Below are 23,345 nucleotides of genomic sequence, written 5' to 3'. Positions count from 1 at the left end.
GGTCGACCGCCGAAACGCGTCAGCCGACCGCTATTTCCGCAAGGAATCCGTGTTTGTCTCTCCCTAAAACCAGTCACTAGAGCGTACCTTTATATCCGCGTCGTGGTAGGACGACAGTATGGTACGGGTCTACGCGATAGCCAGCGCGAAAGGCGGCGTTGGCAAGACCACGACGACAGCGAATCTGGGGGCGACACTCGCCGGAACGGGCGCCGACGTGGTGGTCATCGACGGCGATATCGGCATGGCGAACCTCGGGGCGGCACTCGGGGTGCGCCCGCACGGCGCGACACTGCACGACGCCCTCAGCGGGGATGTCGAGCCGGTAGCCGCCGCCTACGAGGGGCCTGCGGGCGTCACTGTCGTCCCGGGAGATACCTCCCTGGAGGCGTTTTCGGCGGCCGACCCCCAACAGCTCCACGGCGTCGTCGAGGCTTTCGACGACGCCGATTTCGTTTTGATCGACGTCGGCGCGGGCGTCAGCCACGAAACCAGCGTGCCGCTGTCGGTCGCCGACGCCGTCCTGCTGGTCTCGACGGCCGAACGCGACGCGCTGGTCGACACCGAAAAGACGCGCCAGCTCACCGAGCGGCTCGGTGGCGTCGTCGCCGGGGCGGTGCTCACCCGAACTGACGAGGCCACACCCGTCGAGGAGATCATCAGCGGGACGCTCACCGCCGACGTGCTGACGACGATCCCCGAAGACGAGGCGGTTCGCGAGTCGATCGCCGTCGGCGAACCGCTCGTGAGTTACGCCCCACACAGCGATGCCGCGGCCGCCTACCGTCGGCTCGTCACCGAACTCACCGGGATCGAACCCGCCGCACCCCCCGAGCCAGCGCCTGTCGACGCCGACTCCGAACCGGCCGATGATGGTTCTGCCCCTGCCGACGGCCCGCCAGCAGTCGACAGCGACTCCACACCGGCCGACAGTGAGTCCCCACCAGCCGACAGGACGCCCACCTCCGAACAGTCGCCGGAGACCGATCGCCCAGCCGACGATGGCGACGACTCCGCCACGGAACCGGACGCCGAGGCTGGCGTGACGATCGATACGGAACCCGACGGCTCTGCGGACACTCCCTCTACCGACCAAACAGCAACAGCCAGCGACGACAACGACGACCACAACGTCGTCAACCCGTTTGCGGCGAAACCGGATGACGACTCCTCGCCGGAACCGGAGGCGGGCGAATCGAAGTGGGCCGAGGCCGCGACCGGAACGAACGTCGACGATTCGGCTGGCAGGATCGAGATCGATTCCGGCGTCGACCGCCAGCCCGAAGCCGACTCCCCGACCGATGACACAGTAAACGACGACGACTCGGTCAGCGACGATGACTCGGTCAGTGACAACGACCCGGCGAGCGACGGGATCGAGATCCGCCCCGAGGGTGCCGACGACGAACCCGACCTCCCGGCCGAGGCGGACGGCATCGAGATCCACCCGGCAGCCAACGACAGCGACGACTCGGTGCCCCGGGATGCGATCCCGTTCGGCAACGCCGACGCCGACGCTGAGACCTCCCAGACGACTGTCCTCGGAGAAGCTGTCGATGACGAGCAGGACGACTCCGTCGAGGGCAGCGACGCCGAGGCCGCCGATGCCGACGAGCCACTTATTCCGGATGCCGAGGAAACGGCGGCGGCCAACACCGACGCCGCGGCGGATGACACCGAAGACGCGAGCGACGACACCGCCGACGACGAAGGCGAGGAGAAACGCGGCTTCTTCAGTCGGCTGTTCCGGTAGTCGAACGGTCAGCAAAACGTGGTCTTCTTGTAGGCCGCGGTCACAGTGGCGGTATGGCAGAAAACGGCTCAGTTCCGTTCTGGTGGATCGTCGCCTTCGTACTGTTGGCACTCGGGGCTGGAATCGGCGCGGTGTATCTCGTCGGCGGGAGTATCTTCACCGCCCTTCCGGGTCTGTTACTGTAGCCGCCTACATCGAGTCCGGAGCCGCCACACCGAGCACCGACAGCGCGTTGGCCACGGCATGTTTCGCGCCCGCAACCATGGCGAGCCGAGCCTGCCGCGTCTCGGCGTCCTCGGCCGAAAGTACCGGACACGAGCGGTAGAACCCGTTGAAGGACTCGGCCAGCTCTCGGGTGTAGGTGGCGATCCGGTGGGGTTCGAGGTCTTCGCCCGCCTCCTCGATCACCGCGGGGAACCGCGCGAGTACGTCGAGCAGTTCGCGCTCCTCGGGCGTCGACACCACGCTGGCATCGAGATCGGCCGCCGTCGGTTCGGTGTCGGCCTCCTCCAGGATGCCACAACATCGGGCGTGGACGTACTGGACGTAGGGCGCCGATTGGGCCTCGAAGTTGAGCGCCTCGTCCCATTTGAACGTGATCCCCTTGGTGGGCTGTTTCGAGACGATGTCGTAGCGCACCGCGCCGATCCCGACCTGGTGGGCGATGCGTTCGATGTCGTCGTCGTCGAGTTCGTCGTCGCGGATGCGGTCCTCAAGGCGGCTTTCGACCTCCTCGCGGGCCCGGTCGATGGCCTCGTCGAGCAGGTCATCGAGCATGACCCCGGTGCCGCGGCGGGTGCTCATCTTCCCCTCGGGGAGATTGACGTAGGAGTAGATCACGTCATCCAGTCGTTCGGGATCGTTACCGAGAATGTCGAGGGTGGCCTGGAGCTGTTTGGCCTGCAGTTTGTGGTCCTCGCCCAGCACGGTCACCGCGCGGTCGAAGTTGTCGAACTTCCACTCGTGGTGGGCCAGATCCCGTGTGGTGTAGAGGCTCGTCTCGTCCGAGCGGAGGAACACGAGGTTCTTCTCGATGCCGAACTCCTGGAGTTCGAGCTGCCAGGCGTCCTCCTCGTAGACGGCGTACTCGGTTTCCTTGAGACGCTCGGCCACATCGTCCGTGGAGCCGTCGATCATAAACCGGGTCTCTTTGACGAACTCGTCGAACTCCGCAGGCAGGCGGGCGAGACACGCTTTCATGCCGCCCAGCACCTGGTCGACGACCTCGCCGACCCGCTCGTAGGTCTCGTCGTCGCCCGCTTCGAGCCCCTGGAGGATCGCGGATATTTCGTCTTCGGCCACCTCGACGGCCTCCTCGTCGGCGTCTTCGAGGAACGAGTTTCCTTTGCGGTAGTAGCGCACCAGATCGTACTCGGTCCGATCGCGGGCTGGCTCGCTATCGAGGTCGCTCTCGTCGAACTTCTCGTAGGCCCACGTGAAGACGGCCATCTGTCGGCCCGCGTCGTTGACGTAGTAGTGGCGCTCGACGTCGTAGCCCGCCATTTCCATCGCGTTGGCGACTGCATCGCCGAGAATGGGGTTCCGGGCGCGGCCGACGTGGACCGGGCCGGTTGGGTTGGCGCTGGTGTGTTCGACGACGACCGATTCCTCGCGGGCTTCGAGCTGTCCGTAGTCGGCGTCTTGGGCGGCGTCGAGGGTCTCAGTCAGGTAGGCGTCGGTCGTATGGAAGTTGAGATACGGGCCCTGCGTGGAGACATCACCGAGGTAGGTGTAGGGGTCGGTGTCGACGGCGTCGGCCAACTGCTGGGCGACCTGCGGTGGGGCCGCACCGAGTTCGCCAGCGAGGCGGAACGAGACGCTTGAGGCGAGCGTGGCATCGAGGTCTTCGGGCGGCTCCTCGATTCCGAGGTCGCCGGTCGGCAGGTCGAGGGCCTCCAGACAGGCGGTCATGGCGGTCTCGACCTCCGAGCGGAACGGTCTGAACATATCGCCCGGTTTCGCCCCACCGCTAAAGGGCCTTCCGAACCGGTCTGGATTTTTAACCAGTCGCTGACTACCACACCGCCGCCGACGGCTGGCCTCCAGCAAACCGACGTGGTTTTAGCCGGGTAGTGCCGAATCGTATATAAATAGCGCCGGATTGGTCCGTTCTTGTAACACTTTTGAGAAGCGTCACACATTCGGTATGCTTATGCGGACTGCGTCCCTTCGAGTAGTTATGTCAGAATCGGCAGTGAGTACTCTCGGCCACGATGAACTACAGGCCTTAAAAACGGTCGCGCTGGACGGCGCGCTCAGCGGGTCTGTCAAGGTCTCGTGTGCGAGTCTCGCCGACCGGCTGGATGCCTCGAATCAGACGGCCTCCCGTCGGCTCCAGGAGCTCGAATCCGGTGGCCTCCTCGACCGCGAGATCGTCGCCGACGGCCAGTGGGTCTCGCTGACCGAGGCCGGTGAACGCACACTCCGGTCGGAGTACGCCGACTACCGCCAGCTGTTCGAGGAATCGGCCGGGCTTTCGCTTTCGGGAACGATCACCACCGGGATGGGTGAGGGCAAACATTACATTTCGCTGCCCGGCTACGAACGTCAGTTCGAATCGGAACTCGGCTATACGCCGTTCCCCGGGACGCTCAACCTTGATCTCGACGAGCCGAGCGTTCGATCCCGGCCGGAGCTCTCCGCCCAGGCGTCGGTGGCCATCGACAGCTGGGAGGACGGCGACCGCACCTTCGGCGCGGCGACCTGTTATCCGGCCCGCCTCGAAGCCGACGGGGAAACCTACGAGCCGACCCACGTGATCGTCCCCGATCGGACCCACCACGACGAGGAGCATCTCGAACTCATCGCCCCCGAAAAGCTCCGCGATGCCCTCGCGCTCGACGACGGCGATACGGTCTCGATCCACCTCTCGGAGGCCACCGAATGACCCAGTCGGCCGACAGTACGGCCGCCGTCGACGCCGCCATCGCGGCCTTTGCCGACGGCCAGCCCGTGTTGATCCACGACTTCGCGGATCGTGAGGGCGAGACCGATATCGTCTATCCCGCGACCGCGGTCGACAGCGACGCCGTCGCCCGGTTGCGGAACGATGCCGGGGGGCTGATCTGTGTGGCGCTTTCGGATGCGGTGAGCGACGCCTTCGGACTGCCGTTCCTCCAGGAGCTGGTCGACCACCCCGCGGCGGCCGACCACGAACTCGCCTACGACGAGCGGTCGTCGTTCTCGTTGACGGTTAACCATCGGGAGACGTTTACCGGGATTACGGACGACGACCGCGCGCTGACGATTTCGGAACTCGGGACCGCCGCGGCGGCCGTCACGTCCGACGCTGGTTACGACGAGCGCGATTTCGCCGCGGCCTTTCGGAGCCCCGGCCACGTCCATCTGCTGCGGGCCGCCCCGGAGCTGTTGGCCGATCGAGTGGGACACACGGAGCTCGGGATCGCACTCGCGGCCGCGGCGGACCAGCCGCCTGCGGTCGTCGTCTGTGAGATGCTCGACGACGAAACCGGCGGCGCACGCTCGCCGGGCGATGCCGAAGCCTACGCCGACCGCCACGGCCTCGTTTACGTCGAAGGTGAGGCGCTGCTGTCGGCGCTTGCCGACTGACCCTCACGATTCTTGCAAACTGTTAAGAACTGGTAGGCGAAGGTTCTGAGTACCAATGGCATCATTCGATGAGATGCGCGAGGCGGGAGACATCGAGACGATCTGGCAAAACGGTGAGTTCGTCGACTGGGACGAGGCGACGACCCACGTGTTGACCCACGGGCTCCACTACGGCACGGGTGTCTTCGAGGGTGCACGCGCCTACGACACCGAAAACGGCACCGCGGTCTTCCGGTGGGAAGAACACCTCGACCGGTTTTATGCATCCGGCAAACCCTACGAGATGGAGGTTCCCTTTAGTAGAGACGAACTAACGGAGGCGACCCTCGAACTACTGCGGCGTCAGGACCTCCAGAGCGCCTACATCCGCCCGATCGCCTTCTTCGGCTACAACTCACTCGGCGTGAGTCCGGAAGGCTGCCCCACCGACGTCGCCATCGCCGCATGGCCATGGGGGGCCTATCTCGGCGAGGACGCACTTAAAAACGGGATCGACGTGATGGTCTCGTCGTGGCGGAAACACTCCTCCAGCCAGATTCCGACCAACGCCAAAACCACCGGCCTCTACGTCAACAGCCTGCTGGCTGGCGAGGAGGCCCGCCGCAACGGCTACGCCGAGGCGATCGTCCTGAACAAGGAGGGCCAGGTCGCCGAAGGCCCCGGCGAGAACATCTTCCTCGTCCGCGACGGCGAGATCTACACGCCCGGGCTCTCCCAGAGCATCCTGGACGGCATCACCCGCGATACCGTGATCACGCTGGCCCGCGAGGAGGGCTACACCGTCCACGACCAGGCGACGATCAGCCGCGGCGAACTCCACACCGCCGACGAGCTGTTCTTTACCGGCTCGGCGGCCGAAGTCACCCCGATCCGACAGGTCGACAACGTCCAGATCGCCGACGGGAACCGTGGGCCGATCACCGAGGACCTGCAGTCTGCGTTCTTCGATCTCGTCGAGCGGAAAACAGACGCTCACGACGACTGGTTTACCTACATCTAAGCGACTGTCTTTTTATCAGTCGACGCTGACGCCGTCGCTGTCGGTATCCGATCCATCCGAGTCGCTGTCTCCGTCAGCACCGTCCGAATCGCTATCCCCGTCATCGCTATCTGAGTCGCTGTCTCCATCAGCCCCATCCGAATCGCTGTCGGAGTCGCTGTCTCCTCCATCGCTATCGGAGTCGCTGTCTCTCGCCCCGCGCTCCGAGCCGCGTGTGGAATCAGTCACCGCGACGCTATCAGTATCGCCCGGTCTCTCGGTCGATGCCGCTTCCGATTCCGCCCCGACCTCGACGCCGAGAACGTACAGTACGATCGGCGGACAGACGTATGCGGCGATTGCAACGGCGGCGAACAGCGGATCGATAAAGACGAGCAGCCCGAAGATGGTGAGCGCGGCCGCCGACGCGGCGTGGATCGCGGAGTGTGTGTACTGCCGATAGTACGTCCATAGTCCGGAGACCCACTCTCTCGCTGTCGAGACTGATCCCGTCTCGGTGATGGTGCCACCCATACACTCTCGACGCCAGCGACGAGCAAGAACCCTCAACTCACACATTATGATAGGTCCCGGTCCTCGTTTCGATGCGGCTCCTGGAACGAGCGACTAACGTGTGGCTACAGTGTCACGTAGGCACTGCCTACTGGCCGGAGTGGTCGGTTCGAATTCGCTCCGGTCAGTCTCGTTCACGATGGTTCCAACACGGACACTGACTAGTAGGACGTCTTTAACAGCTATCGAGACAGTCGTATGGAACTCATAACAAAGCAGATATGCTTCTCGTGGCCTTCCATGGACGTTCTCCATACACAGACAACGGCTGAATCGCACCAGTCCCAGCAGCGGACGTGTGAGAACTGCGGCGAGTACGTCACCAAACAGTTCGTCCGTGTGTTCGGCGCGAACGACGGCTCGGTCTACGGCTGTATGAGCTGTTCGACCGGCCGTGATCTGCGCGACGGTGGGGCCTCACAGCCTTCGCAGTGATCCCATCGATCCGAACCGTCGCTCGGCTTAATCGTCGGTTGATGCCGACTGGTCGCCACTCGACTGGTCGGTCGTATTCGTTGTGACGGTCGTCCGAGTGTCGTCGTCGGTGGCCGCCGGGTTGGGTTCCTCTTCGACGGGGATCTGGTGGGCCGACTCGGCGAACCCGGCGCTCAGCACGCGGGTCAGTGCCTCCTCGACTTTCTCGCCAGTATCTTCGATGCGCTCGGGGTCGACTTCCATGACAAAGCCGGTGGTGATGTTCGGAGCAGTTGGCATGAACAGCACGACCTTGCCGTCGTCGGTCCGTTTGCCGGTTTTAAAAGCAGTCATTCGAATGCCGTCCCAGATTTCGAGCCTGACGGGCTGTTGGAGGTCGTCGGTGCCCGACAGCGCGGTTTCGACCGCGAGTTTGGAGGCATTGTAGACCACTCGCAGCCCCGGCACCCGGTTGATCGTGTCATCGATCGTCGCCTCGAAGACCCGGCCTGCGGTCGTCCGCATCAGGTAGCCGACTGCGAGGATGAGGGTGACGATGAGCGCGAGCGCGACGAGAATCCGCGTGACCGGGACGAGGCTGTCGGGGACCCCGAGCTCTGCGAAATCGAGGTTACTGATCAGCGGGAGTCCGATAATCCGGACGTACAGCCAGTTGACGACAAAGAGAAGAATCCCGAGTGGAAGCAGCACTACGAGTCCACTGGCAATATCGCGTTTCCACGTAGACATTTATGAACAGTTCGGCGTGGAGGGTCTTATACGTTTGACAAACTGAAAAACCGCCTGTTGCCTATATACTGACCAACTGGGTTCGTTCCAACAGCACGTGGCCACCAACCCAGTAGTGACTACTACTGTCCGTTGAGGGTGATCGTTTTGAGTTCGATGATCCGGTCGTCGGCCAGTAGCTCTTCGAGCACTTCGTCGGGCACGTCGACGTCCAGATTGTAGACGGTCAGCGCCTCGCCGCCGATGGTCTCGCGGGCGTTGAACATCCCCGCGATGTTGATGTCGTTCTCGCCGAGCACCGAGCCGATGAGGCCGATGACGCCGGGTTTGTCCTTGTTGCGGGCGACCAGCATGTGGCCGTACGGAATCGCGTCGACGCGGTAGCCGTCGATGCGGACGATCCGCGGATCGTCGCCAGCGAACAGGGTCCCCGAGACCGTCAGCGACGTGTCGCCGTCTTCGACTTTGACGGTGACGAGGCTCTGGAAGTCCTCGGTCTGGACGGTTTTCGACTCGGTGACCTCGATGCCGCGCTCTTCGGCGAGTCGCGGTGCGTTGACCGCGTTGACCTGCCATTCGAGTGGTTTGAAGACGCCTTTGAGCGCGCTGGCGGTGACCAGATCGACGTCCTCGTTGGCGATGTCGCCCTCGTAGTGGACCTCGACCGAGGAGATGCGCTCGCCCAGCAGTTGGGCGGCGATCTTGCCTGCGGTTTCGCTGAGTCCGAGATACGGTTCGATCCGCGGGAAGGCGGTCTCGTCGACCGACGGCGCGTTGAGCGCGTTCAGGACCGGCTGGTCGTTGAGCGCGGCGACGACCTGGTCGGCGGTGTCGACGGCGACGTTCTCCTGGGCGGCTTCAGTGGAGGCTCCGAGGTGCGGGGTGACGACGATCTCGTCGACATCCAGGAGCGGCGAGTCCGCGCTGAGTGGCTCCTCGGCGAAGACGTCGAGGGCGGCGCCGGCCATCGGGCCGTTTTCGACAGCGTCGGCGAGGGCTGCCTCGTCGACGATGCCGCCGCGGGCACAGTTGATGAGGAAGCCGTCCTCAAGCAGGGCGAGTTCCTCTTCGCCGATCATGTTCTCGGTCTCCGGCAGCAGCGGCGTGTGGATCGTCACGAAGTCCGAGGCTTCGAGACAGTCATCGAGGTCGTCGATGAGCTCCGCGCCGAACTGGGCGGCCCGCTCCTCGGAGATGTAGGGATCGAAAACGACCAGATCCATCCCGAGCCCGTCGAGCCGTTTGGCGACCTCCTGGCCGACGCGGCCGAGGCCGATGATGCCCAGCGTCTTGTTGTTGACCTCGTAGCCGAGATAGTCCGACTTGGCCCACTCGCCGTCTTTCAGGCGGGTGTGGGCCTGCGGGATCCAGCGAGCGCCCGCAAAGGCCATTGCGACGGTGTGTTCGGCGGCGGCCCGGACGTTGCCTTCCGGGGCGTTGGCGACGATCACGCCGTGGTCGGTGGCGGCCTCGATGTCGATGTTGTCGACGCCGATGCCCGCGCGGCCGACGATGACGAGATCCTCGGCGGCCTCGAAGACTGCCTCGTTGACGTCGGTGCCCGAGCGGACGATCAGCGCGTTGGCGTCGGCGACCGCCTCGAGCAGGTCGTCGCCCGCTGCTTCGTAGTTCGTTTCGACCTCGTAGCCTGCTTCACGCAGCCGATCGAGCCCCGCATCGTCGATCGGATCCGTGACGAGTACCTTCATAGCTGTAGGATTCCACGGCGGTTGGTTAAGCGTTTCCACAGCGACTCGCTATTCATCGGTATGTATTACCACACTTGTAAACCCGGACTGACAGCTGCAACATATTCACGATCTCGTATTTATAATCGTTTTGTCACTCGTGTCGATTAGTCGTCAAAACAAGGGGTGGGCACCGAACCCTAAAACGGGTGTTTTTCATTCCCTGCCGAAAAAGGGCCTCCAATGAGCCTCATTGCGTTCGATTTCGATGGCACCCTGTCGAACTCGGAGATGACCGTCCTGCTCGGCCAGCGGCTCGGTGTGGCCGACGAGATGGCCGACATTACCGAGCGGGCGATGAACAACGAACTCAGCTACGCCGAGAGCCTGCGGAGCCGCGCGGAGCTCCTGGCCGGACTGAGCGAGGACGAAGCCGAGGACGCCTACAGCGAGGTCGAGCTTCGGCCCGACGCAGCCACCCTCATCGACCGCCTGCGCGAGGCGGGCCACACGGTCGCCATCTTCACCGGCGGGTTTGAACGCGGTGTCCAGCGCGCCCTGGAGGCCGATGGGACCAGCGTCGACCGGATCGTCTCGAACCGCCTGCCCATCGCGGATGGCGAACTCACCGGCGAGGTCGAAGGGCCGCTGATCGAGGGGACGAAGGACGACCAGCTGGAGGAACTGGCGGGCGAGCTTGGCGTCGAGATGGCCGACACCATCGCGGTCGGCGACGGCGCGAACGACCTGCCGATGTTGGAGGTCGCGGGGCTGGCGGTCGGCTTCGAGCCGAAACCGGCTGTCGAGCCGTCGTGTGACGAAGTGGTGTCGACGATGGCCGATCTCGGAACGCTGCTTGAGAGTCGTGGCGTGCTGGCGGCTGCGGTCGACGACTGAACCCCTCTGTTTCGTCTGCGCGATCCATTCGCTTTTTCTGATTAATCCGTGAGAAGCGTGTTTAGCGGTGTTTGGGTGGTTTATGGGATTTTGGGGACGTTGGCGGGGTGATTGACATGGGGCAAATATTGCAGTCGAAATCGACCACTGTGTGTCAATGGTTGGCTTTGTGGCCGGTCGAAAACGTCTATTCTGAATTCGCGGATTGGCTACTCTGATACCATATCTACCGCTGATCAGTTTGGACCATCTTCACTAACAAATCTGTGTTCGATATTTTGATATAATTCAGACCTAAGAAGAACATAATGCCGCTTCCTTTCCTCATTGTACTCCCAGATTTCCTGACTGGTGTCGTGTTATCCATCACTGAAACTCTTTTTCCATCGATTCTAGCCGCAATAATTGCTTATGGGTTGTGGGCTTGGCTTCATTCCCCACATTTGATTATCTCTGAATCCGGCCGAGTTCCGATTGTTGATGCCACCAATGGCAACACGAGATACTCGCATCGATTCAAAATCGAAAATATCGGAACGAAAGCCGCGAAGAACTGTGAAGGAACTCTCAGCATGCGAATTCCGAAAGGAGAGCGTGTTATTCGGTCTCAGACGCCGACACACTGGCTCACCACGAAAGACGATTTAATTGTGAATGACGAGAAACAGCGGTATCAAACGACTATTCCAGCAGGCGGTTCCCAAAAACTGGAGGTGTTTCGACAGGGGCGAAATAAAAAGCTAAAGCCAAACGTCGTCAGTGGCGGCCGTCGGTTCGTTGAGACTGGAAAAGAAAGCAAGTGGCACTCCGCAGTTGACAAACCATTTGAAGCAACGTTCGAGGATATCTCGAAGAGCGTAACTAATGACATTGCAAAGACATCTACAAATCTTAAAGAAGAAGATATTCAAAATGCTGATTGGTCCGATGCGAGAATTAAATTGATCGTAGAAGCCGAGTCAGCACGACCGCTTTCAGTCGATCTTGACATTGACGAGGATGATGGATGGGTTTGGGCAGAAGCAAAAAAGCAGGGTTGGCGAAGGCAGATTGCGACGGTTCTATATCAAGTTATAAACCGCATTAGGATGGGTCGTTGGGTGGTTTCCGAACCATAGTATCGTAGTCGACATCTACCGCCCGAACGCTTATTCTCGATTCACCCATTCCTGCACCTGATGACCGGCACGCGCAAGATCACCCTGATAGAGGAAGTAGAAGGTGGGTGGTCTGCAGTCGACGAGGACCTCGGGGTGGCGAGTTGTGGCAACACCCGAGAGGAGGCGTTAGAAATGCTCGACGAGGCAGTTGCACTCCACCAAGGTGAGGGCGAGCCAATCGAAGACGCGTTCCTCGAAGAACTCGGCCTCGATCCTGACGATATCGACGACAAACCCCTCCCCGATTTCATGCAATGACTAATCAGTAGTATATAAATCAACAGTTGAGTAGGAGTCGTGATTTTGAAAGCCCTCGACGCTCTCGGCTCCCGCGGCTCGCTGCGCTCCTCGGCCTCCGGCCTGCGGTGCTTGCGTCGCCGGGAGTCGCCGAGATCGTCTCGCCCTTTCAGTCCGCCGAGGGCGCGGCTGCTCAGCCGGTCGACTCACCTCTCGATTTCCGGTAACTCTTAAACCCCGTTGCGGCCAATGATCGGCAAATGGCCGAGTCCGACGCCTACGTCGACCACCCCTTGCTCACCCCCGAGTTCATCGAGCGTCGACTCTACCAGATCCAACTGGCGGGCACCGCCCGCAACGGCAACACGCTGGTCTGTCTCCCCACCGGCCTTGGCAAGACGACCGTGAGCCTGCTGGTCACTGCCGAACGACTCCAGGACGTCGGCGGCAAATCGCTCTTCCTCGCCCCCACGAAACCGCTGGTCGAACAGCAGGCCGAGTTCTACCGCGACGCACTCACCATCCCCGACGACGAGATCGTCGTCTTCACCGGCGAGGTCCGCCCCGACGACCGTGCCGAACTCTGGGAGTCGTCGACGGTCGTCATCGCCACGCCGCAGGTCGTCGAAAACGATCTGGTCGGCAATCGAATTTCCCTCGCGGACGTGACCCACCTCACCTTCGACGAGTGCCACCGCGGCACCGGCGACTACGCCTACGTCTACATCGCCGAACGCTACCACGCCGACGCCCGCAAGCCCTTGGTCACGGCGATGAGCGCCTCCCCCGGCGGCACCAAGGAGGACATCCAGATCATCTGTGAGAACTTAGGGCTCGACACCGTCGAGGTGATGACCGACGAGGACGCCGACGTCGACGACTACACCTACGAGACCGACATCGAGTGGAAGCGGATCGACCTCCCCGACGAAATCCTCGCGATGCGGGACGGGATCAACGAGGTGATAGAAGACCGCCTCGAAAAACTCCGCGAGCTGGGCGTCACGAAGGCGACGAGTCCCGACATCTCCCAGAAACAGCTCAACAAGATCGGTGCGGAGCTCCGCCAGCTGATCAACAACGACCAATCCGAGGGGTATCAGGGAATGTCGGTCCACGCCGAGATCATGAAACTCCGGCGGGCGGTCACCCTCGTCGAGACCCAGAGCGTCGAATCCGTCCGCAGGTACTTCGAACGCCAGAAGAACGCCGCCCGAAGCTCCGGGGCCTCGAAGGCCAGCCAGCGACTGATCGCCGAGCCGAAGGTCCAGGAGGCGATGCGTGCGGCCGAACGCTACGACGGCCTCCATCCCAAGTTCTCACAGACCCGCATCCTGCTGGCCGAAACCCTCGGCATCAACGACGGCGACCGCGTGATTGTCTTCACCGAGTCCCGCGACACCGCCGAAGCCCTCACCGACTTCCTGAGCCAGAACTTCCACGTCCGGCGGTTCGTCGGCCAGGGTGACAAGGAGGGCTCCGACGGGATGACCCAGACCGAACAGAAAGAGACCCTGGATGCCTTCCGCAACGGCGAGTTCGAAGTCCTCGTCTCGACCTCTGTCGCCGAAGAGGGCCTCGACGTGCCGGAAGTCGACCTCGTCTTGTTCTACGAGCCGGTTCCCACGGCGATCCGCTCCATTCAGCGCAAAGGCCGAACCGGCCGACAGGACTCGGGCCGCGTGGTCGTCCTCCTGGCGAACGACACCCGCGACGAGGCCTATTTCTGGATCTCCCGCCGCCGCGAGAAGGAAATGGAGTCCGAACTCCGCAAACTGAAAGGCGTCGCCGAGGAGGTCGAAGAGGAACTGGAGGCCCCGCAGTCGGCGCTCGACCAGTTCGACGGCGAGGCTCCCGCGACCGAAAGCGAGTCAGCCACCGCCACGGCTGCGACGAACGGCGGCACTGAAGGGGTCACAGCCGACCCCGACCAGTCGGGCGACGACCAGCCCGGCCTGACCGATTACGGGACCGCCGAAGCCGACCATGAGGACGACGAGGAGCCGGTCGACACCGACCCGGACGACGACGGGATCGTCGCCACCGCTACCAGTGACGACGAAGAGACCGTCGAGATCGTCGCCGACCAGCGGGAACTTGACTCGACGATCGCCCGCGACCTCTCGACGCGCGAGGGGATCACCACCCGACTCGAAACGCTCGCCGTGGGCGACTACGTGCTCTCCGACCGGGTTGCCGTCGAGCGCAAGTCGGTGGCGGACTTCCTGGATACCCTCACCGGCGGCGACCGTTCGATGTTCGAGCAGATCGGCGACCTCACCCGCAACTACAGCCGCCCGATCGTGATTATCGAGGGCGAGGACCTCTACGGCGAGCGGAACGTCCACCCCAACGCCATCAGGGGAGCAATCGCCAGTCTCGCGGTCGACTTCAACGCCAGCGTCCTGCGGACCGACGGGGAAAGCGAGACCGCCGATCTCCTGGAGACCCTCGCCAACCGCGAACAGCAGACCCGCGAGCGGGCCGTCTCGGTCCACGGTGAGAAGCAGGCCAAAACCCGGGCCGAACAACAGGAGTACGTCGTGAGTTCGATCGCGGATATCGGCCCCGTGACGGCTCGGGCGCTGTTGGATCACTTCGGGACGGTCGAGGCCGTCATGACGGCCCGAAAGGAGGAGTTACGTGACGTAACAGGAGTTGGCGAGGTAACGGCGGATACGGTCCGTGATATCGTTGGAAGCGAGTATTCTTGAGGTCGATCAGTCGCTTTCTCACATCCTTTCAGATGTAGATGGTTGGAAAAAAATATACTATAAACCCGCTGGCCGTCTTGTGGTGGATACTCTACGGGTCGGCGCAGCAGTGAGCGTCGTCCGTATGACACCACCATGCGAATACAACCCCCCACTTCCCCCTTCGATGTTGTCGGTGTCGACGTGGCTCGCTACGGCGAGCCACAACACGAGCTGTCGGCCAGCGCGACCGACTGCCTCTACGGGCCCCCACAACACGAACAGGACGTCGAAGACCCCGACTGGCTCATCTCCGTTGCCAGCCGGAAGTTCTCCGCCGCCTCGATGACTCCCGTCGAAACCTCGGAGCCGGAGCCCGAACCGGAACCAACCGAAGAGCGGGAACGCACGGTCCTCAGACTGTAGCCTACTCGAGTTCCGCCAGCGTCGCGGCAGCCTCGCGGGCGGCGGCCAACAGCTCGCGGGCCCGGCGCGGATCGTCGGTCTCTTCGGCGGCCCGCGCGAACCGAGTCACCGTCCGGGTCAGCGACCCTCTGGCCTCGGTGAGATCACCCGCCGACGCGTCCGGTCGGGTCTCGACTCCTGTTGGCCCCGTTTTGTTTTGCCGACCGGTGACTGACGAGATCGGCTCCGACGACCCAGCCTGCGGCCGCGCCGACTCCCCTGTCTGCGGTTGGGCCGACTGCCCGGCCTGTGGCTGTGTCGGTTGGCTTGGTTCGGCCGATCCCCGCGTCTCGTGGTCCTGTGGGTCGGCTGGCTGTTCCTCGCTGGCTCCTTCGGGGGCCGGCTCTGCACCGTTGGCTTCGGCCTGCGGGTCGACCGCGGCCCCCTCGGCCTGGCAGGACGGACAGAACGTCTGGCCGTCGTAGCGGAACAGCGGGTCACTACACCGGCTGCAGTGTTTGTTCGTCATCGTCGCGCCTTTCAAGAGGAGCTCGCTCATCCGCTGGGTGCTGGCCCGTTTCTCCTCGTCGTCGGCGAACTTCTTCCGAAGCTTCTCGCGTTCGGCTTCCTTGTCGAAGTCGCTCATGGACGACGAGAGGGGCCTGCAGTGGAAAAATACAGCGGCTCGGTCGTCGTCGACTGCCGGTGACCGAAAGTTACAGGGAATCCCTCCACGTCACCTTTACCCATGGCAAAAGTGAGCATTGTCGGTGCGGCAGGCACGGTTGGTGCGGCCACGGGGTACAACCTCGCGCTGCGGGACATCGTCGACGAGCTCGTCTTCGTCGACATCCCCGATATGGAGGATACGACAGTCGGCCAGGCCGCCGACACCAACCACGGCATCGCCTACGACTCGAATACGGTCGTCCGGCAGGGTGACTACGCCGAGACGGCGGGCTCGGATGTCGTCGTCATCACGGCGGGCATCCCCCGGTCGCCCGGCGACACCCGGCTCGATCTCGCCGAGGACAATGCCCCGATCATGGAGGACATCAGTAGCTCGCTGGCGGAGTACAACGACGACTTCATCACCGTCACCACCTCGAACCCGGTCGACCTGCTCAATCGCCACCTCTACGAGACGGGCGACCGGCCACGGGAGCACGTGATCGGCTTCGGCGGACGGCTCGACTCGGCGCGGTTCCGGTACGTGTTGAGCCAGCGGTTCGATACTCCGGTGCAGAACGTCGAGGCGACCATTCTGGGCGAACACGGCGACGCCCAGGTCCCGGTCTTCTCGAAGGTCCGGGTCGATGGCCGCGATCCCGCATTTAGCGACGACGAGCGGGAAGAAATCCTCGGCGATCTCCAGGAGTCCGCCATGGATGTCATCGAGCGCAAGGGTGCCACCGAGTGGGGGCCTGCCACCGGCGTCGCCCACACCGTTGACGCAATCTTGAACGATACCGGCGAGGTGCTGCCCTGTTCGGTCGCTCTCGACGGCGAGTTCGGGCATAATGATACCGCGCTGGGTGTTCCGGCCAAACTCGGCTCGGATGGGGTCGAAGCGATCGTCGACTGGGAGCTCGATGCCTACGAAACCGATCTGCTGGCCGAGGCCGCCGAGAAGCTCACCGACCAGTACGGCCGAATCAGGTAGCTAGTCACACCGGTCGGTGACAACGAATATCGCCGACACTGACCGGCTCTGACGGCCAGTTCACCGATATCGATGCCCACGGAGAGTCAACTGACTCGCCGACGGACTGTGCTGCAATAAAAAAACGGATTGAAGCTCGCTTAGAGCGTGACTGCGCTGCGGTCGATAATCGAGTCAGGGACGCGGAGCTCGGTGACCGTCGAGGCACCGGCTGCGGTGGTGAGCGTTACTCTGATCCGATCGCCGCCGGTTGGTTCCTCGGCGAAAATATCAGCGGTGGTGAAGTTGACGAGATAACGGTCACTTCGGTCGGTGATGACCGTATCCTCCGACGTATCAGCGGTAATGACACCGATACTACTGCCGCTATTCGTCCCGTTGACGACACCCGAGACGACTTCGTCCTCGCTGACGAACTCGTAGGTCACGTTTTCGAGCTGGATGTCTTCGGCACCCGGTGCTTTGGTTACGGTGAGGTTGATCCCGCTGATCGATGCGTCGTTACCGCTTCCCTCGACCACGCCGGTCGCACTCTGGATCTGGAGCCGGTCGGCGACCTGCTGTGCGGACTCTTCGCCGGTCGCTTCGGCCTGCGTCTGGAGCAGTCCGGCCGTATTAATTAGTACGCCTGCTGCAATCGCCGCCACGAGGACCATCGCGATGAACACGATCAGTGTTCCAATCCCAACTTGGCCTCTGTCTGTCTCGTCTGTGAACATTGTTTTCTGGGGTTTCCGCTGTCGACTTCGTGTAACGTGAAATAATGATGTTAAATAAAACTAATCAATCAGATATCCATTCTGATAATGAGATAGGGTTGTATTTTCATACCATCTATCAGTACGGCTGTCTGTCGTTAGAGCCGATCGCTGATCGCTGCGGCCGTTTTTTCACCGATACCGTCGACATCTGTGAGATCCGCAACTGAAGCGTTGCGGACGTTCTCGACGCTACCGAACCGACCCAGGAGGCGACTCCGCGTCTGTGGACCGACGCCCGGTATCCCGTCGAGGGCCGTCGCAACCTCGTCGCGGAGCGTCTGGTGGTACTGGACCGCAAAGCGGTGGGCCTCATCGCGGACACGCTGGCAGACGTGGAGGTGGGCGGCATCGCTCGGCCAGTCGAACACGCGGTCGGGGGTGACAACGAGTTCGCGCTCCTTGGCGAGGGCGACCGCCGGTACATCCCAGCCGGTCGCTTCCAGGGCGTCGACTGCCGCGGCGAGCTGTCCCTCGCCGCCATCCACGAGCAGGAGGTCGGGGTCGGGCCGGTCGTCCCGGCCCTCGACGGCCCGAGTAGCACGCCACTCGACCAGCTCGTACATATTGGCGTAGTCGTCGTTGCGGTCGGTGAGTTTCTTGCGGCGGTAGTCGCCCGTTTCGGCGCTGCCGCCGACGAAACAGACGTTGCTGCCGACCACGTCCCGGCCCTGGGAGTGGCTCACGTCGAACCCCTCGATCCGTTCCGGCCGACCGATCGCGAGTTCGTCACCCAGCCGCCCAAGAGGGTCGCCGCGAACCGGTCCCTGCCGGGCGTTTTTCAGTGCGAGATCGACCAGCTTGGCCTCCCGACCGGCCCCCGGCACGCGGACGTCGATGCCCTCGGCGTCCAGCCACTCTCTGACCTCCGAATCGGTCGGTCGTTCGGAGAGCAGCAGGGTGTCGGGAAACTCGCGTTCGGCGTAATACTGTGGGATAAACGCCGATAGCAGTGCCGGGACGCGCTCCTCGTCGTCCGGCGCATCGAGCGTGTGCCGCGAGCGGTCGACCAGCTGGCCGTCTTCGCTGTGGAGCCGGGCGACGGTCGCCTGTTCGCCCTCGATGGCGACGCCGAGGACGTCGACGCTGCGCTCCCGGGACTGGCCCGAGACCGCCGACTCCCCGCCGCCGTGGAACGCCTCGACGATCTCAAGGCGGTCCCGGAGATTTGCGGCTCGCTCGAAGGCCTGCTGTTGGGCGGCCGACTCCATCTCCCGGCGGAGTGGGTCCGCAAGCACCCCGGTTTCGCCCTCGAAAAACCGGACTGCGGCCGCCACGTCCTCCCGGTAGCTCTCGGGATCGATCTCGCCGGTACAGGGGGCGGTGCAGAGTCCCATCTCGTAGTCCAAACAGGGCCGATCGCGGCCGCTGTACTTGTGATCCGAACAGCCACGCAGCCCGTAGACCTCCCGGATCGCCTTCACGACCGTCTCGACCCGGCCCTTATCAGTAAACGGGCCGAAAACGGTGGCGGCGTCGTTGGGGTCTCGCGTAATCTCGATCCGTGGGATCGGGTGGTCGGTCAGCTGGACGAGGGGGTAGGATTTGTCGTCCTTCAGCCGGACGTTGTACCGCGGTTGGTGCCGTTTGATGAGGTTGGCTTCGAGCAACAGCGCCTGTGTCTCGGTGTCGGTGACGGCGAACTCCAGCCCGTCGGCCGCCCGGACCATCCGCCGGATACGGTCGCTTCGGGGGTCGGCATACGAGCCCACCCGCGAGCGAATGTCGACGGCCTTCCCGACGTAGAGGACGGTCTCGCCGTCGAAAAACTGGTAGACGCCCGGCTCGCGAGGAGCCGACCGGGCGCGATCACGGAGTGTCGAGAGCTGCATTCGGCGACCCTAGGCACGCGGCGAGTTTCAAGGTGACGTGCCGCCGTCGGGTGAGCCACTCTCGTCCGTGTCCTTCCAGGAGGGGGTGACATCCGCGGGCTCGTGGCCGCGGAGACAGACGAGGTTCTCCCGGCCCAGTCGGACCCGGGTGATCTCCCCGTCGTCTTCCATCGACGACAGCAGCCGACTCACTTTCGACTTCGACCAGTCGGTTGCTTCGACGATCTGTGACTGTTTGAGCCGTCCCTCGTGGGCCGACAGCAGCCGCCGAATCCGCTCTTCGTCGCGGATCGGTGCCTCGAAGGTCGGCGTTTCGGCCCGCTCGCTGACTGGCTCCTCGTCGCCGTCCCGACCGGTCGAGACGCCGAGGGCCTGCAGGCCCATCATGAGCCGCCCCGCCACGAGCAGCAAGCCGAAGGCACCCGCTGTCAGCGAGCCGACAGTGACGACGCCGATCCGGTATGGTGTGGCGCTATCCCGCGGGTCGGTGCCGAGCATCACCTCGATTCCGTCGGTGAGCCCGTCGCCGTCGGAGTCGGCGTCTGCGGGATGGGTACCGAGTTCGATCTCGCGTTCGTTCGTCAGCCCGTTCCCGTCGAGGTCGCCGTCCTTCTCGATGATGTAAACCGGCTGGAGGACCTGTTCGATCGGCTCGCCGTTGGTGTTGCGGCCGGTGTAGATCTCGATTGCCAGCGTCTCTTCGCCGGAGATATCCTCCGGCCACTCCGATTGGGTCAGCGTGACCGTCGTCGAGCCCTCGGTGTCGACGGCGGTCCACTGACAGACCAACGGCTGTTCGACCGAATCCTCGTCGTACTGTGAGAGACAGACTGTATGGATCTCGTCGCTCGTCGCCGAAAACGTGACGCTCATCGAGTAGGTACTGTACTGCCAGAGATAGGTCGTCGACTCGTCTTCGAGGGCGATCCCCGAGCCGTGCTGTTCGACCACCAACTCGGGCTGCTGTGCGGTGGTGACCGCAGCGATGCTACTGACAGTCAGCAGACAGACACACAGTCCGACCAGAATGGGGAGGGCTCCTCTGGGGGACATGAGTTAGGCGTGACCGGGGATACTGTTGTGCAACGTGGGTACCCAGCTATTTCGCTGTGAGGGAGAAGTAGCTTGCCCCTCTTGCGGTAACGTGTTATCAGAACTGATTTTCGGCGGGATAGATTAAAACGGTCAACACTGTCTCGTATTTGTATGGGTCGGATGTCCGTGTGGCAGTTCGGCCGATCGCCGAGGGGGGAGTACACGAATCGGCGATCGACCACGAGGACGCCCGCGAGATGTTCTACCCTGATGGTCGGATGCCGAGGGAGCGTTCGCCATCCTGGCCAGTGCGATTTACCGGCCGTTTCGACTGCCGTGACCGCGAACAGTAGCTGTAGTGTCTAGGGACTCACGACAGACAGGCCACAACGGGCAGACTGGAGGCACCCTTTTCGGTGGCCTGTTCGCCGTCGTGACCGATAGTCACAACCGAATGGGCACACAAGCCAGCCCATGACACGCCTGTGGCTTGTCGAGCGGAGTTACGACGACCGGAACCTGATTTCGTTTACCTATGCGACCGTCGACGGCACCCAACAGCTCCGCAAGGAGCTGTCGATGACGTTGCTCCGGCGGCGCAGTCGGCCGATCACTGCCGCCATTGAGGCCGACGAGGAGGAACTCAGCGCGGTCGACGAAACCGACCGCGAGCAGTTCGCGACCGAAGCCCAGAAGATGGCCTCGGAACACGATCCCGACGACGAAATCTGAGCCAGAGGAGTGTAGCCTCCCTCGTAGGTGTCGAATCCCAACACCACCGAACGTATACTGTTTAAACGGGGGACGTGTCGGTCGCCTACCGGTCAGGCTGGCAGCGAATAGCGGGACACCGGCTCTCGGTACCGCGAGTCCCAGATCGTCAGCTCAGAGGCGGTCCAGGACACCGACTCAACACCCATTTCGGCCACTCGCTCGGCATCGGCCACCGACCCCCCACGTGCCAGCGTAACGTGCGGTACGTAGTCGTCGCCTTCCAGTCCATCGACCGCGCCGTAGGCGTCGACTAACTCCGCATGAAGCTCCTGGAGGCCGGGGCTGTCGACCGCCAGATAGACGACCGGTCCGTCACCGCGGGCCGGCTCTGGGAAGAAGTCGAGCTCTCGGACTGCAGCCCCGAATGCCGGGGTTCCGGTCAGCTCCTGTGGGAGTTGCTGCTGGAGGGTCGCCAACTGCACCTCGGGCTGGCTGGCCCGGAGTGCCGACTCGTCGAACCGCTTGACGACGAGAGTATGCTGCTCTCGCTGCTGGTCGAAACCCACTAGTTGTGGATGGAGATCACCCGCGAGTCGCGCCACCTGCCCCGGGACCGGGACGTTCAGACTGAACACAGTAGTCGGTGGGAGACGGGAACGCAAAAACACGCGGATGCCCCTCGGACCCAATCGAGGGATAGTCGTAAGTGTAGCCGGACCGAACAACAACCATGACCACGGTACCCAGTATGGGCGGTGGGGTTCCGGACCGGATTCCGGATATCGTCTGGACGACCCTCGCCGTCTTCGCCGCCGGACTCATCGGGGTGTTGCTGTTTGCGGGTCTCCCCCCGGTCTTCGCCGTCGGGCTGTTGGCACTCGTCGTCGCCGGTGTCACCGTCGCCAGCGCCGTCGAGATCGTCGAGGCCTACGAGAAGCGCGCGCTCACCGTCTTCGGCGAGTACCGAAAATTGCTCGAACCGGGGCTGCGGCTGGTCCCGCCGTTCGTCTCGCGGACCTACCGGTTCGATATGCGCACCCGGATGATCGATGTCGACCCCCAGGAGGCGATCACCCAGGACAACTCGCCGGTGCGGGCCGACGCCGTCGTCTACTACCGCGTGATGGACGCCAAAAAGGCCTTCCTGGAGGTCGACGACTACGAGAACGCCATCTCAAATCTCGCCCAGACGACGCTCCGGGCCGTAATCGGCGATCTGGAACTCGACGACACCCTTTCGCGCCGGGACCAGATCAACAACCGCATTCGCCGGGAGTTGGACGAACCGACCGACGAGTGGGGGATTCGCGTTGAGGCCGTCGAGGTCCGGGAGGTCAGCCCCTCGCCGGAGGTCAAAAGCGCCATGGAGGACCAGACCTCCGCCGAGCGCCGCCGCCGGGCGATGATCCTGGAGGCCCAAGGAGAACGCCGCTCTGCGGTCGAGAAAGCAGAGGGAGACAAACAGGCCAACATCATCCGCGCCCAGGGGTCGAAACAGAGCCAGATCCTCGAATCCCAGGGTGATGCGATCTCGACGGTGCTCCGGGCGAAATCCGCCGAGTCGATGGGCGAACGCGCGATCATCGAACGCGGGATGGAGAGCCTCGAACGCATCGGCCAAGGAGAGTCCTCGACGTTCATCCTGCCGCAGGAACTCACCTCGCTGGTGGGTCGCTACGGCAGCCATCTCACCGGCAGCGACGTGCAGACCGAGGGCCAGGAACTCGAAAGCCGCGAGTTCGACGAGGAGACACGGGAGATGCTCGGGCTCGACAACATCGAGGAGCTACTGACGAATCTGGACGTCGACAACCTCGACGAAGTGGGGATGGACGACAACGAGGTAGCAGCGGAGTTCGAACCGGCCGAAACCGAGTAACGCTCTTTTAATCGGAGCTTCGTTCCCAGTACTGCATCCAGTCCCGCAGTGGGACTCGGACCTCGCCGACGCTCATCGTGACGCCGCCGTCGAACCGCCAGTTGGCGGTGCGTGCGTCCGGCGACATCCGCATCGGCACGTCGACGCTCACCTCGTCGAGTTCGCATTCGAGGGCCTGATTCCGCTCGGCGGCTTCGCTCGTCAGGTAGTCGATCAGGTCGAGCCAGTCGTCGACCTCGGAGGGATCGGTCGCTGGCTCCGAGCTCGTCGGTGCGTCAGCAGTGGTCATAGCTATACCGACGGAGCCCTCCGACAAAGACGTTTCCGCTGTTATCAGTCGCTGGG

26 protein-coding genes are annotated in these 23,345 nt (G+C 63.1%); 16 read left to right on the top strand and 10 right to left on the bottom strand.

Annotation, left to right across the window (positions count from 1 at the left end):
- Positions 1–118: 118 nt before the first annotated feature.
- Together minD and NO877_RS16350 are read left to right on the top strand one after the other, a co-directional pair.
- Entirely contained in the window at positions 119–1,753 is a 1,635-nt protein-coding gene (gene minD / locus NO877_RS16355) for a cell division ATPase MinD (RefSeq protein WP_256397424.1), read from the top strand.
- A 53-nt stretch (positions 1,754–1,806) separates the two neighbouring features.
- Positions 1,807–1,938, top strand: a complete 132-nt coding sequence (locus NO877_RS16350; RefSeq protein WP_256397423.1) for a hypothetical protein — start codon at positions 1,807–1,809, stop codon at positions 1,936–1,938.
- 4 nt (positions 1,939–1,942) lie between these two features.
- Here the strand turns inward: NO877_RS16350 and argS are convergent, their stop codons facing one another.
- Entirely contained in the window at positions 1,943–3,700 is a 1,758-nt protein-coding gene (gene argS, locus NO877_RS16345; protein WP_256397422.1) for an arginine--tRNA ligase, read from the bottom strand.
- A gap of 232 nt (positions 3,701–3,932) precedes the next feature.
- Between argS and NO877_RS16340 the strand changes: the two genes are divergently transcribed.
- Genes NO877_RS16340 through NO877_RS16330 form a run of 3 tightly spaced genes read left to right on the top strand, consistent with a single transcriptional unit; the run spans position 3,933 to position 6,323 of the window.
- Positions 3,933–4,640, top strand: coding sequence for a DUF120 domain-containing protein (locus NO877_RS16340; protein ID WP_256397421.1), 708 nt, complete (start codon positions 3,933–3,935; stop codon positions 4,638–4,640).
- A complete protein-coding gene (gene ribB, locus NO877_RS16335) occupies positions 4,637–5,323 on the top strand; it encodes a 3,4-dihydroxy-2-butanone-4-phosphate synthase (protein WP_256397420.1) in 687 nt (228 codons plus the stop codon). Before NO877_RS16340 ends, ribB begins: the two co-directional genes overlap by 4 nt.
- A 55-nt stretch (positions 5,324–5,378) precedes the next feature.
- Complete coding sequence (locus tag NO877_RS16330) at positions 5,379–6,323, top strand: branched-chain amino acid transaminase (protein WP_256397419.1); 945 nt, start codon at positions 5,379–5,381, stop codon at positions 6,321–6,323.
- Between the two features lie 15 nt (positions 6,324–6,338).
- Here NO877_RS16330 and NO877_RS16325 read toward each other — a convergent pair whose 3' ends face one another.
- Positions 6,339–6,836 carry a hypothetical protein gene (locus NO877_RS16325; RefSeq protein ID WP_256397418.1) on the bottom strand — a complete coding sequence of 166 codons (498 nt, stop codon included), beginning with the start codon at positions 6,834–6,836 and terminating at the stop codon, positions 6,339–6,341.
- Between the two features lie 279 nt (positions 6,837–7,115).
- Here NO877_RS16325 and NO877_RS16320 point away from each other — a divergent pair, with 279 nt between their 5' ends.
- The gene (locus NO877_RS16320) at positions 7,116–7,310 is read left to right on the top strand and encodes a DUF7563 family protein (RefSeq protein ID WP_256397417.1); all 195 of its coding nucleotides are present in this window, start codon (positions 7,116–7,118) and stop codon (positions 7,308–7,310) included.
- Between the two features lie 27 nt (positions 7,311–7,337).
- On the opposite strand, the gene NO877_RS16315 is transcribed toward NO877_RS16320, so the two are convergent.
- Positions 7,338–8,039 (bottom strand): DUF502 domain-containing protein, encoded by a 702-nt coding sequence (locus NO877_RS16315; RefSeq protein ID WP_256397416.1) that lies wholly within the window; start codon positions 8,037–8,039, stop codon positions 7,338–7,340.
- A 122-nt stretch (positions 8,040–8,161) separates the two neighbouring features.
- Complete coding sequence (serA, locus tag NO877_RS16310; protein ID WP_256397415.1) at positions 8,162–9,748, bottom strand: phosphoglycerate dehydrogenase; 1,587 nt, start codon at positions 9,746–9,748, stop codon at positions 8,162–8,164.
- A gap of 222 nt (positions 9,749–9,970) precedes the next feature.
- On the opposite strand from serA, the gene serB reads away from it, so the two are divergent.
- The 6 genes from serB to NO877_RS16280 all read left to right on the top strand — a co-directional run bounded on the left by serB (position 9,971) and on the right by NO877_RS16280 (position 15,140).
- Entirely contained in the window at positions 9,971–10,624 is a 654-nt protein-coding gene (gene serB, locus NO877_RS16305; RefSeq protein ID WP_256397414.1) for a phosphoserine phosphatase SerB, read from the top strand.
- A gap of 308 nt (positions 10,625–10,932) precedes the next feature.
- Positions 10,933–11,742, top strand: coding sequence for a hypothetical protein (locus NO877_RS16300; RefSeq protein WP_256397413.1), 810 nt, complete (start codon positions 10,933–10,935; stop codon positions 11,740–11,742).
- Between the two features lie 60 nt (positions 11,743–11,802).
- Positions 11,803–12,042 (top strand): type II toxin-antitoxin system HicB family antitoxin, encoded by a 240-nt coding sequence (locus NO877_RS16295; protein ID WP_256397412.1) that lies wholly within the window; start codon positions 11,803–11,805, stop codon positions 12,040–12,042.
- A 26-nt stretch (positions 12,043–12,068) separates the two neighbouring features.
- Positions 12,069–12,248, top strand: a complete 180-nt coding sequence (locus tag NO877_RS16290) for a hypothetical protein (RefSeq protein ID WP_256397411.1) — start codon at positions 12,069–12,071, stop codon at positions 12,246–12,248.
- A 33-nt stretch (positions 12,249–12,281) separates the two neighbouring features.
- Complete coding sequence (locus NO877_RS16285; protein WP_256397410.1) at positions 12,282–14,735, top strand: DEAD/DEAH box helicase; 2,454 nt, start codon at positions 12,282–12,284, stop codon at positions 14,733–14,735.
- Positions 14,736–14,870: 135 nt separating this feature from the next.
- Positions 14,871–15,140, top strand: a complete 270-nt coding sequence (locus tag NO877_RS16280) for a hypothetical protein (RefSeq protein ID WP_256397409.1) — start codon at positions 14,871–14,873, stop codon at positions 15,138–15,140.
- Position 15,141: 1 nt separating this feature from the next.
- Here the strand turns inward: NO877_RS16280 and NO877_RS16275 are convergent, their stop codons facing one another.
- Positions 15,142–15,765, bottom strand: coding sequence for an Sjogren's syndrome/scleroderma autoantigen 1 family protein (locus NO877_RS16275; protein WP_256397408.1), 624 nt, complete (start codon positions 15,763–15,765; stop codon positions 15,142–15,144).
- A 102-nt stretch (positions 15,766–15,867) separates the two neighbouring features.
- Here NO877_RS16275 and mdh point away from each other — a divergent pair, with 102 nt between their 5' ends.
- A complete protein-coding gene (gene mdh, locus NO877_RS16270; RefSeq protein ID WP_256397407.1) occupies positions 15,868–16,782 on the top strand; it encodes a malate dehydrogenase in 915 nt (304 codons plus the stop codon).
- 140 nt (positions 16,783–16,922) lie between these two features.
- Here mdh and NO877_RS16265 read toward each other — a convergent pair whose 3' ends face one another.
- From NO877_RS16265 to NO877_RS16255, 3 genes are all read right to left on the bottom strand, one after another.
- The gene (locus NO877_RS16265) at positions 16,923–17,501 is read right to left on the bottom strand and encodes an archaellin/type IV pilin N-terminal domain-containing protein (RefSeq protein WP_256397406.1); all 579 of its coding nucleotides are present in this window, start codon (positions 17,499–17,501) and stop codon (positions 16,923–16,925) included.
- 137 nt (positions 17,502–17,638) lie between these two features.
- Positions 17,639–19,372, bottom strand: coding sequence for an excinuclease ABC subunit C (locus tag NO877_RS16260; protein WP_256397405.1), 1,734 nt, complete (start codon positions 19,370–19,372; stop codon positions 17,639–17,641).
- A 27-nt stretch (positions 19,373–19,399) separates the two neighbouring features.
- Complete coding sequence (locus NO877_RS16255) at positions 19,400–20,425, bottom strand: DUF7343 domain-containing protein (protein ID WP_256397404.1); 1,026 nt, start codon at positions 20,423–20,425, stop codon at positions 19,400–19,402.
- Positions 20,426–20,595: 170 nt separating this feature from the next.
- Here NO877_RS16255 and NO877_RS16250 point away from each other — a divergent pair, with 170 nt between their 5' ends.
- Positions 20,596–20,760, top strand: a complete 165-nt coding sequence (locus NO877_RS16250; RefSeq protein ID WP_256397403.1) for a hypothetical protein — start codon at positions 20,596–20,598, stop codon at positions 20,758–20,760.
- 121 nt (positions 20,761–20,881) lie between these two features.
- Positions 20,882–21,139, top strand: a complete 258-nt coding sequence (locus NO877_RS16245) for a DUF7967 family protein (RefSeq protein ID WP_256397402.1) — start codon at positions 20,882–20,884, stop codon at positions 21,137–21,139.
- Between the two features lie 92 nt (positions 21,140–21,231).
- Here the strand turns inward: NO877_RS16245 and NO877_RS16240 are convergent, their stop codons facing one another.
- Positions 21,232–21,756, bottom strand: coding sequence for a 2'-5' RNA ligase family protein (locus NO877_RS16240; protein ID WP_256397401.1), 525 nt, complete (start codon positions 21,754–21,756; stop codon positions 21,232–21,234).
- Positions 21,757–21,851: 95 nt separating this feature from the next.
- Between NO877_RS16240 and NO877_RS16235 the strand changes: the two genes are divergently transcribed.
- Positions 21,852–23,000 carry an SPFH domain-containing protein gene (locus NO877_RS16235; protein ID WP_256397400.1) on the top strand — a complete coding sequence of 383 codons (1,149 nt, stop codon included), beginning with the start codon at positions 21,852–21,854 and terminating at the stop codon, positions 22,998–23,000.
- 7 nt (positions 23,001–23,007) lie between these two features.
- Here NO877_RS16235 and NO877_RS16230 read toward each other — a convergent pair whose 3' ends face one another.
- Positions 23,008–23,289 (bottom strand): hypothetical protein, encoded by a 282-nt coding sequence (locus tag NO877_RS16230; RefSeq protein WP_256397399.1) that lies wholly within the window; start codon positions 23,287–23,289, stop codon positions 23,008–23,010.
- Between the last annotated feature and the right edge of the window lie 56 nt (positions 23,290–23,345).

It is taken from the genome of Halohasta litorea, assembly GCF_024494645.1.
Classification (GTDB): Archaea; Halobacteriota; Halobacteria; order Halobacteriales; family Haloferacaceae; genus Halohasta; species Halohasta litorea.
This window is presented reverse-complemented; position numbering and strand designations above follow the sequence as displayed.